Raw genomic sequence first — 12,432 nt, forward strand, 5'->3', positions numbered from 1 at the left:
TATAAAGCGCTAGCCGCTACCCGGTAGCGCTTCTTCGCCACGGCAGCAGCGCTGCAGCATCGACATAATCACCTGAAATAGCTCATCTTTCGCCTGCAGCTCCGTGATGACGCCGTTTACTACCGCAGCCGATAGCCCGTCGGCGGATCCAAGCATGGCGTGAATGGCTGCTTCGCTGAGGTTTTCACTCTCGCAAAGCGGCGAAAAATATTGCCGGCATTTCGCGGTAAATGCGGTTATGCACTCCTGCTTGATCTTCTCCAGCTCAGGCGTCCCGGCCAGCGCGGCCATCACGCTGGGCATTTCGCGGCCCTGGAGCAGGACGCACTCAATGTAGGCATTAGCGATCGCCGAAGCCAGTGTCTCTGCCCTGGGTTCGGTGTTGCGCAGAATTTCATCCATCTTTACGCTCTGACGCTGGTCGTATTCCTCATACAGCGTCGCGAAAAGCCCCGAACGGCTGTCAAAATGATCGTAAACCACCGGTTTAGTCACCCCCGCCTGGGTCGCCAGATAGCCCAGCGTCAGGGCATCGGTTCCTTCCTCGCGAATAATATGCCAGGCGACGTCTATTAGCTGCTTGCGCCGCTCTTCTCGCGTTAAACGCTGCCGTACGAGGGGTTGAGACATAAAAGGATTCTCCCGTTGACATGCTAATATACCAAAGGTAAGTTACCATGAGTAGGTTACTGTTAGTATATTAGACTACGTCCAATATCGTTATCGCGCAACTGGGGTATCCGTCATGCATGCATTAATCGTGGTTTCTCATCCTCTTAATACTTCTCTGACTCACAGCGTAGCGACGGCTATTGCGCAAGGGATTGCCGAATCCGGCCAGCAGCACACTGCTGAAATAGCAGATTTAACGCAGGAAGGCTTTAACCCGGTGTTTACTGAGCCGGATATCGCCGCATTTCTGCAAACCGGCGCCACGCCGCCCGATGTGGTTGCTGAGCAGGCCAGACTCGATCGAGCCGACGCACTGGTGCTGGTCTTTCCCGTTTACTGGTGGTCGATGCCTGCGCTGCTGAAGGGCTGGATCGACCGCGTGTTTGCCAACGGCTGGGCCTATGAGGAAACCGCCGGGGGCGAGGTGGTGAAGAAGCTCGGGCGCCTGCGAGTGCACCTGGTTGCGTTAGGCGCAGCCAATCAGAAAACGTATGATAAGCATGGGTTTACCGCTGCTTTTCATGCGCAGATCGCCCACGGCATTTTTGATTACTGCGGGGCGACGGTGGCCAGTTCGCAGCTGCTGCTGTTACCGGAGCTGGAAACGGCGAAAGCGCATCTTGAGGCGGGGTATCAGCTAGGGAAGACGATATTTAACTGAAAGCATAAAAGCAAAAACCCAGCCATAGGCTGGGTTCTCTGAATAGTGGTGCCGGACTCGGAATCGATGTTTTGGTTTATTTTGATGATTTATAAATGAATTTCTTGATTTGATTAAATTTGTACCCTCATTTGTGCCCTCGGTCCCGGTTGATATGAATCGGAAACTCGAATCGGGGACGGTAAGGGAATGGTCATCTGAGGATGATGTGTAGGTACTTCATGGTGGTCTTTTATCTGGCGACGCACCTGGTGCGTCACAAGGATCCAGTAACAAACCACCAGAAGAAAAGCACCAGGTGCACCAGCATTATTTTGGCCATAAGTAGAAGAGCCTGGCAAGGAATTTGTTTAGTCCCTGCACTGGTAATGAAATTCCACTTATGCGCAGGCCGGTAAATCATCCTGACTACCGTCTGGATGCCAGCATGCCAGGGTAGTGGCGGGCGATGATGTTATTCAGCTTATCGACCAGTTCTGGCCGCTTAAACATGATATGGACTGTTCCCTTCTGAAAGTATTTGATCGCAAACATCTCATCCTCGTAACGGTTGCTGTGCCTGTTCTCATGGATATGATCGCCGAGACGACGGATAACGTCAGCGCGATTGTCGGGAACCGGTTTCCCGTCCAGAAGCATCAGCATGCGTTCAAGATCAGCTAATCGGTCGCGCTGCCTGCCCCAGTTCAGCCCAAACCCCCACCTGTCGAATTTGACCAGCCCTGTGACGATGATTTTCACCCCAAACTTGCAGGGCGAGTTCGTCTTAAAATTCCAGCTTAAGCCTTTGAACACATTAATCACTCCGCGCTCAAACACCTCGCCTTTATTCAGATGCAGTTGCTCAAACGTGCTCAGAATATTGGCTTCACTGACTGCAGGAATATCGTCCTTTTCCAGGCTGTTGTACCACTCGTCACGGGCCTGTGCGTCCATCAGGCTCAGCATACCCGACTTCTCCATCAGGTCTCGCCATATACCGCGATCGAGATTGCGGGTAATGGCTTTCATGGCTGCTTCTGGTTTTCCCATCAGCCAGCAGCCACAGCGAAAGTCCTGTTTCATGGCCCAGTCGATGGCAGCTTTCCCCCCGATACTGCGGGTCAGCGTCGAGATATCATTGAGTTGTTGTATCAGCGCTTCAATCTGCGCCAGTGCGGCGTTACGCCCGCTGACGATGCGTTCAATACTGGTTGAACAAATCACGTCGGTATTGTCGGTTAACACTTCTGGTTCGGTGAGAGTCAGTTCTGACATAGTTTATGTCCTTTATATAAAGCAAAACGCCAGCCGGTGAGGGCTGGCGTTTATGCGTGTGGCGAATACAGGGAGGGCTGTGATTCTTCTGAGTGGATGTGTTGCAGAGACTGGGCATGCTGGAATGAGGGCCTACCAGTTGAAGGTGCTAAAACCCGGCAACAGATCACCCGCTGCATCCAGATGTAGCATATCGATCCCGTAACGTCGTATCAGCGTGGTCACTAACATACGGCAGCCCTTTGAAAGCCCCATTCTCTTTAGTTCCAGTACCGGGTATAAGCGAGCGTTAAGTCTGAGCAGGTAACCGTAGCCGGTGTACAGTATCCAGTCGCTGTTGCCGCCGTCATGGCGTTGAAGAGTGACGTGGTCGAGGATAGCGTTATCTTCACACGTGATATGCGCGGTACTGCACTGGATCCCGTTCAGGCGGGCAGTACGTGGTAGCGGATCTTCAAAAACCAGCTTTCCGGGAGTATCAGCAACACGAAGCGAATAACCGTTATCACTGATCTCACTAATCAGGTCGGCCAGTTCAATCCCGTCAATATCTACGGCGATCCGGCCTATATTGAGGGCCAGTACGTTGATGGCATCCGCTTCCATTGTCAGAGAGAGTTTCATTGCCCGGCCTCACTGTATTTACCCGTCGTGATGTCGGTAACCGCTCTGTAGTCATGACGGGTCATCAGTCCGGTCGCTTTTCGGGCCCGTAGGATATCGATACTGCCGATAAGCGGTGACTGTGTGTCTGCGCTGAAACCGTGACGATCGAGACGGATCAGTTCGTACTTTTCAACGATAAAATTCACCGCATCATACAGGGCGATCCCGGCGCCAATGTGCTCCTGGATCACGCCGTCGTGGCCAAACGGTGTGTCGTTAAGCGTAAGACCGTAGTGCTGATCCAGCAGGTATGTCAGCAGAGTCTGCCAGATTTCAACGGGAGACGGGCGTGACGATGCCGCCCGTGTGGGGGAGTCAGATCGTGTTTTCATGGTGTGTCTCTTTATAGATGGTGCTCTACGGCGCAGGGGGTTATGCGGTTGTTGTCAACGTTGGGTAAATCGCGAGGTAAAGGTAACCGTGTGAGCCGAGGGTGTCGGCTTCGCAGGTCAGCCCCTTTGCATACAGCGTGACACCGTGCTGATGGCGGGGATTAAGCTCACCGCGGGTCAGCATGAGTTCAAGTTGTTTTAACAACAATGGAAAGGCCTGGTCGAGATGACGCAAATCCGCCTCGCTGAATGTCCCGCTGATATTGCTGCGGTCAGCCAGGTAATGGAGCCGGTTGCCCTCCTGTACCAGTCGCGCACCAAAACAGGGGGTGACATGGCGTTGCAGCCCCCACCAGGGCTCTGCAGCATCATGAGTTGTTACGGGGGTTGTATGAGACAATTGTCGTTCTCCTTACATCAAGTTAATTCAGGGTTACGCTGCGCAGGATGACATAGGGACCGTTGCGGTCCTGGCGGCGTTCCGCGAAGACGGCCAGCACACCGCTGATATCCGGAACGTCCCGGCCTGCGTAGTGGCAGATACTGCCTGACCATGTGTATTTGCCGGTACAGAAGCGAAACAGCCGGGACTGCGGATGCTGACGGTAAATCGCCATGGCCTGACGTTTACTGATAATTTTCATCACCGCTCCCCTTACAGCCAGCCACGTTCAGCGAGCGAGACGATTTCCATGCCGCCCACCACCAGATGATCCAGCAGGCGGATATCCACCAGAGCCAGCGCCTGCTTAAGCCGTTCTGTGATCCGTCTGTCTGCATCGCTGGGCTCTGCATGTCCTGAAGGATGGCAGTGCGCAACGAGCATGGCTGCAGCATTATGTTTCAGTGCTGCCTTCACCACCTCCCGGGGATGGACCTGCGTATGGTTGATGGTGCCGGTGAAGAGGGTTTCATGCGCAATCAGCCGGTGCTGGTTATCGAGGAAGAGCGCGGTAAATTCTTCGCGTTCCTGTGTGGCAAGCTGCAGGCGTAACCAGTCCCGGACGACGTGGCTGGAGGTAAATGACGCGCCGGGTTCGCGTAGCTGACGTTCCAGCAGGGTGAGTGCCTCCCGGATGGTCCGCTGTGCAGAGGCTGGAAGGTCTGAGGCAAATAAAGGTAACTGTTGTTCCATGGGTATTCCTCAGTCGATGATGTGCATGATGGCGCTGCATTCCGGATGGTTGAGCGCGTGGTCACGCAGACGGTAGTAGTGTTCTGTCATGGCATCGCATTCGGTGCGCATGGCATGGTGGCTGTAAGCTATCAGACAGACCGCTATACCGGCAGCCTCCGGGCTCATCTCCGTGCCGTTACCGTTCATCGGGTTAAACAGCGTCCATTTTTCATTGTCGTCACCATCGGGCTCCGGGGCCATAAACGCACCGCCATTACTGAGTGTGTAAAAGTTCCAGATGCCCCCGCTGTAATCCGCGCAGAAGCGGTCCATCCAGGCGAATATATGTGGCTCCAGGGTTATCCACTGTGGGATGGAGCCAAAGTGTTGTGGCCAGAAGCCGATTCGCTGCTCATCGGGCAGTAACGTGGCGGTGAGAGGACTGGCGTTTTCGGTGTCTGGAAATGTTTGCAGATTTTTGGTGTTATTCATCGGTTATTCCTTTTGAATGTCTATAAGTGCGGTTCAGGTGAGCATTCGCAGAAACTTGCTGCATCAGCTCAGTGCCTGCTGCAGTTCTTCTGCCATCACCCACAAGGCACGGTTTAGCCTGATATCGCCGTCGATACCGTTGACGGCGCGGGTACGGCTACGCTTACCCTGCGCGGAACGTCCGGTCAGTCCGCCTTTGCTCAGGTTCTCCTGCAGGCGGTTGTAGACGGTCCACAGGTCATTGCTCTCGTCCTGCCAGCGTCGGGCACTCAGTGTCTGGGATTCAGTAACGGGCTGGTGCTCTTCGCCAAATCGGTAGGCCAGCGCCGCTTTCGCAAACGCCAGTTGCGCCGGTGGTGGTAACTGCAGTGACTGCATGGCATCACGTTGCTCCTCCACCCGGTCAAACACCCCGAGTACCTCGTAAGCCCCCTCAATGACTTTTTCCACCACGTCGCCCTTATGAGGCACCCTGACTTCACCAAACGACTGACCGCAGACCAGACCGTTGGCGCAGACTGCGCGGAATAATCCCGGCAACATCTGGTAGCTGGAACTGCCGTCATGGCTGTTGAGCAGGATGATTTCCGGCACCTGTTTGTCGGCTATCTGCCCTGCGCGTCGCAGGCGCACCATATGTTTAGTATGCTCGCGGCGACTCTGGTCTCTGACGCGGGTCTGACAGGCGAAGAACGGCTCAAAGCCCTCCCGTTTCAGGTTCTCAAGCAGAGTGATGGTGGGAATATGGGTGTAGCGTTCACTGCGGGAGGTGTGTTTGTCGCTGCCGAAGACGCTGGGAACATGGAGCATCAGCTCATCGTGGGTCAGCGGGCGGTTGCGGCGGATCTGGTTGATACGGCCAAAGTGGCTGGCTAATCGCATAATAAAACTCCTTGATTAAACGACATAAAAGTAAAAAGGCCACACTCCCGAAAGGAAGCGTGGCCCGGTGGTCTGCGTGGCGATGAGGAGGAAAGAACGGTTGTTGTCGTTATTGCGATAGTGGGGACGAGCATGCCTTGATGCCAGCAGCGGGTGCCATTGGGATACCATGGCTGGCAATATAGCGGTTGAGCATTACTCCGGCCTCCGGGGCAAAGTTCCAGTCCCGCCAGATAAGCATGCCGTCGGTATCGCGGATAACCAGACGAAAGTGGGTGCCCTGATCATCTTCAATGGCCACGTTGGTGTACTTTGCTGCAATGGCGTCCGCCTGTGCCCGGGTGAACGGGCCGGGAGGAAGTGGTATATCGTCAGTGTGTGTCATATATGAACCCGCGTTGTGGGAAAGAAAAGACCTCACCCGGAGGGGTAAGGTCCTGTCGGGCGGTACCGGTGTCAGGTGCGTCCCAGTAACCGGAGTATCTGTGTCATCAGCGCGGTCATCAGCGCCGTGACCAGCAGGGTCACCGCTTCCCGGGCATTATCCAGGGCGTCATCGTCATAACCGGCCTGACGAAAACAACGCTCGATAAACTGCCGGGCCCGGTGGCTGCCCCACCAGGACAGGGCCTGTCCCAGTGCGGCTATCAGCATGTTCAGAATGGTCATAAAACGAGCCTCCGGGCAGCGCCAGGGCCGCCCGTGATGGAGAGAAATAAAGGGAAATTCAGGAGTGTGCGGGCAGGGTTCAGTCGTAGGTGATGCGCCAGGCACCTTTATCCGTGGTGACCACCACTTCGGAGGCCACGCAGTTATTATAAAAATTCACTTTGACCGACTCACCGTACTGCAGGGTGGCGGGCAGAATGGTGTCCTTTTTACTGGAATACAGGTATTTCTGGTTATCAATGCGACAGTGACCGCGGTTGACGTCGATGTTTTTGACGGTCACGGTGTCATCCCGTGCCGTCACGACCACGGTGGCATAGCGGGTGCCCGCCGGGTGGACATGGTTGCTGGTTTCGACTTTGACGGGAACAGGGGGTTGCGCTGCCATTGCCGGGACTGAGCAACACAACAGCGCGGACAGCAGAGACAGAGGGAATTTCATTGCGGTTCCTTAATGTGAGCGGGAGTGGAAGAAAATATGCCGGGTATACCCGGAGTACCGGGGTGACCGGTACCCGTTGACGGTCAGACCGATGCGGCGGAGACGCAGCCATGCGTGCCGAATGCCGGCAGTACCTCGCGGGCACCCTTCAGCGTGAAGGTGGTGGGGGTAACACCGGTTCCGGAGACCGTCACCTGTTTACCCCGGCGCAACTGACCCCAGGCAAAATCGAGATTGTTCTCACCCACCCGGCTACCTGAGTCACTGATATCGACGGGCTCCTGCTGGTCGATTCTGACCTGCAGTTCGGCATCTGTATCCATACTGACCTGGCGTCCCCGGGCATCGGTCAGGGTGATGGTGGCCGCTCGGAGGCCCTCATCCTCACAGGACAACAACAGCTGTGACAGTCCCTTCCCGGTGATGACAAACTCTGAGACTCCCTGACCCCAGCCGCGGGTCCAGGTGTCAGGATTACCGAAAGCGTGTGACGTGACGGGGAGCAGCGCGGTCAGACAGAGGGCCATCAGCCCTGTTTTCTTCATATTCATGGTGTATTTCCTTTGTGTGAGTGGTCGAAAACGCGGTCCAGCCGGCGAGAGAACGGCACCGGCCGTCGCGAAAAGTCAGAGGAGGATGTGCCGCATCAGGGAGTGGCGGTTTACATCAGCTGTTTTCCCACCACCATTAACCCGGCCAGCCAGCCGAGGCTCTGGGGGCCTGCCAGCCAGAACAGGCGGGCTTTCAGCATCCCGGTCATGCCTTCACTGGTGTATACCGCATCCGGCATCAGCCACTGGCGCAGTGCCGCCCCGATGGTCATGCCGGCACCGGGGCCAAGGGTCATCCAGAACAAATAGCCCAGCCCCTGCCCGAAGCTGCGGATTTCGCCGGTGGCGCTGAACACGTTAAACAGCACAACGGCCAGCGCAATCACCAGCGCGATAATGAAGTACTTAATAATGAGAGCCATTAAGCGTTTACCTTATTTTCTGCACTGTCTGGCTGCAGACAGCATGTTGTCCATAAACCCCGGGGGGACATAACCGGTCCGCTGGTTCATTTTCTCCAGCTCCCCGGAGGGATATTTCGTTTTAAGGTCATCGTAAATACAGCCGCAGATAGCGGTGGTTCCACCACCTGATTGACAACCGCGGATAAATTCGCGTTCGGTTTTGTCGCCGCAGCCACTCAGGAAAAGCGCTGAAAGCAGAAGACCCGGAAGCCACCCTGTAAATGACCTCTTTTGTGTGGTGTACATCATTGTGTCCTTACTGATTAAGAAGAAAGAAGGTGACGGCAGTGGTCTGAGCCACCCGGTTCCTGAAACCCCTTAAAATAAGAGGCCTTTACGGGGGAGTAAAATGGTTAAAACCGATCGAATTACGATAATCGATCGGTTTAATCTATAGTTTTTAGTGATCGTTGTGTTTATATTGATTTGTATAGGCTATCAAATAATGACATTCGATCGTTTATACAGATCAATACAGTAGCCTGATGCCCACCGGAAAGAGAGAAAGGCGACAGTGAAAATCACCATCGGGCCTTATCGGTTTTGTGTGAATGACATTAGGCCTGACTCAGGGCGGGCTTGCCAGGGCCCGGAGGTTAAATGACGGGGCCGGTGGAGCGCCATTTCTTCGCCCGGGAGAGAGCGTCTCATCCGGCTAAAACAGCTCACCTTATTATCTCATGATGGTGTCATTATTCTGGCCTCTGTATTTCATGTTATTTCCAGAAGTATGTTGCTAATACATTCTGGTTATTTTAAGGGGGGGGTGGAAAATAATTAATCCGTAATGCAGGAAGGGTTTGGTTATACATGAGAGTAATATATATCTGAATGTTTTCTGAAACGGGATGGGGATATTCCATCAGCAAATGGAAGGTTTTTCGGATGGCTTCAGGATTTGTTATTTGATTTCCATATTCTGTGATTTTTATTTTCTTTGCGAAAATAAAACCGTAATGCAGGGCCTTAGCTTCAGTCACTATCTGAAACAGACTCCTTCTTCCTCAGATTCTGTGGAAATATACCGATATCCACCGGTGTCAATAGCGTAAAACGGATACCGGTAATGTGTTGTAAAAAATAAACGATATGCTTTCAATACAGGTCAGGAGGTGCTGTTCATTAACAAAAAAAGAAAGGAGATTTTGTGAGTCATTTATATACGTCAGGTTTATTACATGGAGGATCCTCTTTCCCTCTGGAGTGTGTACCGGACATTATCCGTGATGCCATCAACGGTGCGGCCAGTAAAACCAGGGCACCGGTACCGCTGATTTTTGCATCCGCCATGGCGCCGGTTTCTCTGCTGTGTCAGGGACTCACGGATGTCAGTCCGGCTGAAGGGCTGACCTTCCCGGTATCCTGTAATTTTTGCACCATAGCGGAATCAGGAGAGCGTAAGTCTACGGTGGATAAGCTTTTTATGGCCCCGGTACATGAGTTCGAATATGAGGCCGGGATACGGTACGAAAACGCCATGCAACAGTATGCGACTGAACTGGATATATGGGAGGAAGAACTGAAGGCGCTGAAAAGCGTGTTGAAAAAACAGACAAAACATCAACAACCACTGGAGGAGATAAAAGAACGTATCCGGGAACACCGGAGTGACAGGCCGGAGGAGCCGGCACGGGAACAACTGCTCGGCAGTGATATCACTCCGGCAGCACTGCAGTATCAGTTGTACAAAGGCGGCGGCTCAATGGCGTTGCATTCTGCAGAGGGCGATATCATTCTGGGTGGGCAGGCCATACAGAATCTGGGGATGCTTAATGACCTGTGGGATGGCGCTCCTTTTACCGTCACCCGCCGGAGCTCAGAAAGCTTCACCGTCCATGACGCCAGACTCAGTGCGAGTCTGATGGTTCAGGATGCGCCGCTGCGTAAGTATTTCAGCCGGGCACAGCAGCAGGCCAGGGGCAGTGGCTTTCTTGCCCGTTTCTTTTTTGCCCGCCCGGAGAGCGCTATCGGGACCCGGACGGGTCACACTCCGGAGAATTACCGGCAATTACTGGTGCCGTATCACGGACGTCTCGGGGCTTTACTGGAGGCTTATTCGGCTGAAACCGCAAAAAACGCCCCGTCTGATCGACAGAAGCTGACATTCACGCCGGAGGCTCAGTTGCGGTGGATGGATATGTGTGACTATTTTGAACGGCAGATGGCAGAAAATGGCTGGTATTACCATTTACGCGATTTTGCTTCCAAAGAGGGAAACAAGGTGGCGCGACTGGCAGCTCTTTTTCACTATTTCAGTGGTGCTGAAGGGAATATCCCGGAAGCTACCGTGATGAGTGCACAGAAAATCAGCGAATGGTACCTGAACGAGGCACTTGCCCTGTTCGGCCCGGTACCGGAGGTGCCGCAGCATATTCAGGATGCAGAGTTGTTATGGCAATGGCTGGATGAGCATTTTATGGATAATAACGGTCAGCCTTTAAAGCGTAGCTGGGCCACCCCCCGCGTACCCCAAAGGATCCGTTATTCCGGGCGACTGCGGCCGGCGTTACAGTATCTTTGTCAGATCCAGCGCATTACGTTCTGGCGGGAGCACAAGACGACATGGATTGCCCCTTACGGCTGGATGCCGTATGCCCGCTGAGCGTTCAGGCAGGCTCTCTCTGGCATTTCTGAAGTAAAGCGAGGGACATAACGCTGCTAAATCTGCTAAATAAAGCAGATTTAGCAGCTTACTGATGTGGCACAGGATTGAAAAGCGTTCATCTGCGATACCATTGGCTGCTGATTTCAATGCCTTTCAGCGCAGGTGCATAGAGGAGAAGACATGCAGGAGACCGGAAAAGCGAAACAGCCAGGGCAGACACACGCTCACCCGGACTGCTATTACCAGCAGTTATTACATCAGGCCCGCTGCCGGAAGAATATCGCCGTCAGACCCGAGGAGCTCGCCTGGTTTGATATCGGACATTATCAATACGTGCGTCACCTGACCCTGCGGGAGCTCATGACCGAACTGGTGGTGCGGGGAAGCCTGTGTACCGCGCCTGACATCGTGACATGGGACGGGGCGGTGCTGGGACCGGGTGAGGTCTTTCAGACCTGCTACCCGAACATCATTGCGGGTGAGCCGGCGCTGCACAAGCTGTTTATCTCTCATGAGAAGATACCGGAACTGAATTACCTTCGCCCCACTGAAGATGTTGCTTCTCCGGCGCTGGACCTCCCGGTGCGGGAGCTGAGTATCGGTGATATCGACGCCTGCTATCATGCGTTGTCTGCGGCGGAGACGGACGAGGCGACATTTTCGCTGGAAACATCCCGGCATCCCTGTTACCTCGGGCATATCCGTAAAAGCGAACTCGAGCCGGAGACCCGGCTGACGCGCCTTCAGACACAGGCTTTTGGCAGTCATATTGAGCAGATATACCTGGCGGTGGACCCTTCCTTCTCAAAGTCCCAGCTTATCGATGCGTTCAGCGCGTTATTAACTGACCTCGATAACCAGTACGGGTTGTTTACACCGTCTGCCGCGCGTCATGGCGGGTTACGCAAAAAACTCCTTTACGATATCCAGGCATGCCACCTCATTCCGTTGATTGATTTGCTGCTGTGGCAAATCAGGAACGGAAAGATCCTCCCGTTAAGGGTTGTCGGTAATTTGCTGGAAAAGCGTCCCTTTGATGCCTCGTCAGCCAGCACGGGCTATTCCGAAACCAATTTCCGCAACCGTTATCTGAGGACCTTCAATCAGGTGATGAACCAGGGCAATCCCGGAGAGATACTGAGTCGGCTGCTGGAGAACACGGATGATTATGATGCATCGTATTATGACACCACGCATGCCTGAACCTTACCGCTTCCTGATTCATAAAAAAGGTCTGATGGCAATCTTTTTTTGACGGGAATAATACAGAAAGAAGCGCTCTCCTCTGTCTGAAAGAATGGCCGTGTATTCAGAACACGACAAAGGAGAGCCTGATGAAAGACGATAAGCTGAACGAGAGCAACCCACTCAAACTGGTGGACTTAAAATTTATCTGTGAAAATACCGGGCTTTCCCGGGCGTATATTTACAAACTGATGAGTAATGACCTGTTCCCGAAACCCCTGAAACTGGGGCGTGCCAGCCGCTGGTACCTCAGTGAACTCAGGGGCTGGCTGGAGAGTCGTGAAAGGATGTAGATGCGGTGCACTAACTTGCCATGGTATCGGTACGGGTCCGTTAGTCTCCCGTAATGGGTATAGACATGGTTTTATTAATATAAG

General features: G+C 53.7%; 19 protein-coding genes. 4 read left to right on the plus strand and 15 right to left on the minus strand.

Annotated features, from left to right (window positions below; translation table 11 throughout):
- Positions 1–9: 9 nt before the first annotated feature.
- Positions 10–630, minus strand: coding sequence for a TetR/AcrR family transcriptional regulator (locus tag IAE27_RS02860; protein WP_154022934.1), 621 nt, complete (start codon positions 628–630; stop codon positions 10–12).
- A 115-nt stretch (positions 631–745) separates the two neighbouring features.
- On the opposite strand from IAE27_RS02860, the gene IAE27_RS02865 reads away from it, so the two are divergent.
- Positions 746–1,333: an NAD(P)H-dependent oxidoreductase gene (locus IAE27_RS02865; protein ID WP_004117316.1), complete on the plus strand. Its 588-nt coding sequence runs from the start codon at positions 746–748 to the stop codon at positions 1,331–1,333.
- Between the two features lie 408 nt (positions 1,334–1,741).
- On the opposite strand, the gene IAE27_RS02870 is transcribed toward IAE27_RS02865, so the two are convergent.
- The 14 genes from IAE27_RS02870 to IAE27_RS02935 all read right to left on the minus strand — a co-directional run bounded on the left by IAE27_RS02870 (position 1,742) and on the right by IAE27_RS02935 (position 9,185).
- Positions 1,742–2,590 (minus strand): DUF4942 domain-containing protein, encoded by an 849-nt coding sequence (locus tag IAE27_RS02870; protein WP_200091707.1) that lies wholly within the window; start codon positions 2,588–2,590, stop codon positions 1,742–1,744.
- A 132-nt stretch (positions 2,591–2,722) separates the two neighbouring features.
- Entirely contained in the window at positions 2,723–3,214 is a 492-nt protein-coding gene (locus IAE27_RS02875; protein ID WP_200091710.1) for a DUF5983 family protein, read from the minus strand.
- The gene (locus IAE27_RS02880; RefSeq protein WP_200091714.1) at positions 3,211–3,588 is read right to left on the minus strand and encodes a TA system toxin CbtA family protein; all 378 of its coding nucleotides are present in this window, start codon (positions 3,586–3,588) and stop codon (positions 3,211–3,213) included. Before IAE27_RS02880 ends, IAE27_RS02875 begins: the two co-directional genes overlap by 4 nt.
- 40 nt (positions 3,589–3,628) lie before the next feature.
- The gene (locus IAE27_RS02885; RefSeq protein WP_200091723.1) at positions 3,629–3,988 is read right to left on the minus strand and encodes a type IV toxin-antitoxin system YeeU family antitoxin; all 360 of its coding nucleotides are present in this window, start codon (positions 3,986–3,988) and stop codon (positions 3,629–3,631) included.
- 22 nt (positions 3,989–4,010) lie between these two features.
- On the minus strand, positions 4,011–4,232 hold the full coding sequence (locus IAE27_RS02890; protein ID WP_200091726.1) for a DUF987 domain-containing protein: 222 nt from the start codon (positions 4,230–4,232) through the stop codon (positions 4,011–4,013).
- Positions 4,233–4,243: 11 nt separating this feature from the next.
- On the minus strand, positions 4,244–4,723 hold the full coding sequence (gene radC / locus IAE27_RS02895) for a RadC family protein (RefSeq protein ID WP_200091728.1): 480 nt from the start codon (positions 4,721–4,723) through the stop codon (positions 4,244–4,246).
- Between the two features lie 9 nt (positions 4,724–4,732).
- Positions 4,733–5,197 (minus strand): antirestriction protein, encoded by a 465-nt coding sequence (locus IAE27_RS02900; RefSeq protein WP_200091743.1) that lies wholly within the window; start codon positions 5,195–5,197, stop codon positions 4,733–4,735.
- A gap of 63 nt (positions 5,198–5,260) precedes the next feature.
- Entirely contained in the window at positions 5,261–6,079 is an 819-nt protein-coding gene (locus IAE27_RS02905; protein ID WP_200091746.1) for a DUF932 domain-containing protein, read from the minus strand.
- A 109-nt stretch (positions 6,080–6,188) separates the two neighbouring features.
- Complete coding sequence (locus IAE27_RS02910; protein ID WP_200091749.1) at positions 6,189–6,464, minus strand: DUF905 domain-containing protein; 276 nt, start codon at positions 6,462–6,464, stop codon at positions 6,189–6,191.
- A gap of 71 nt (positions 6,465–6,535) precedes the next feature.
- Positions 6,536–6,748, minus strand: a complete 213-nt coding sequence (locus IAE27_RS02915) for a hypothetical protein (protein ID WP_200091750.1) — start codon at positions 6,746–6,748, stop codon at positions 6,536–6,538.
- Positions 6,749–6,827: 79 nt separating this feature from the next.
- A complete protein-coding gene (locus IAE27_RS02920) occupies positions 6,828–7,190 on the minus strand; it encodes a hypothetical protein (protein WP_200091752.1) in 363 nt (120 codons plus the stop codon).
- Positions 7,191–7,273: 83 nt separating this feature from the next.
- Positions 7,274–7,741 (minus strand): hypothetical protein, encoded by a 468-nt coding sequence (locus IAE27_RS02925; protein WP_413785470.1) that lies wholly within the window; start codon positions 7,739–7,741, stop codon positions 7,274–7,276.
- Positions 7,742–7,851: 110 nt separating this feature from the next.
- A complete protein-coding gene (locus IAE27_RS02930; RefSeq protein WP_200091755.1) occupies positions 7,852–8,163 on the minus strand; it encodes a hypothetical protein in 312 nt (103 codons plus the stop codon).
- Positions 8,164–8,960: 797 nt separating this feature from the next.
- Positions 8,961–9,185 (minus strand): hypothetical protein, encoded by a 225-nt coding sequence (locus tag IAE27_RS02935; protein ID WP_200091757.1) that lies wholly within the window; start codon positions 9,183–9,185, stop codon positions 8,961–8,963.
- Positions 9,186–9,352: 167 nt separating this feature from the next.
- On the opposite strand from IAE27_RS02935, the gene IAE27_RS02940 reads away from it, so the two are divergent.
- The 3 genes from IAE27_RS02940 to IAE27_RS02950 all read left to right on the plus strand — a co-directional run bounded on the left by IAE27_RS02940 (position 9,353) and on the right by IAE27_RS02950 (position 12,348).
- Positions 9,353–10,807 carry a YfjI family protein gene (locus IAE27_RS02940; RefSeq protein ID WP_320159725.1) on the plus strand — a complete coding sequence of 485 codons (1,455 nt, stop codon included), beginning with the start codon at positions 9,353–9,355 and terminating at the stop codon, positions 10,805–10,807.
- Positions 10,808–10,990: 183 nt separating this feature from the next.
- Entirely contained in the window at positions 10,991–12,013 is a 1,023-nt protein-coding gene (locus IAE27_RS02945) for a DUF6387 family protein (RefSeq protein WP_200091761.1), read from the plus strand.
- 131 nt (positions 12,014–12,144) lie between these two features.
- Entirely contained in the window at positions 12,145–12,348 is a 204-nt protein-coding gene (locus IAE27_RS02950) for a helix-turn-helix transcriptional regulator (RefSeq protein ID WP_038423993.1), read from the plus strand.
- The last annotated feature ends 84 nt before the right edge of the window (positions 12,349–12,432 follow it).

It is taken from the genome of Klebsiella sp. S69 (assembly GCF_016516145.1).
GTDB lineage: Bacteria > Pseudomonadota > Gammaproteobacteria > Enterobacterales > Enterobacteriaceae > Klebsiella > Klebsiella oxytoca.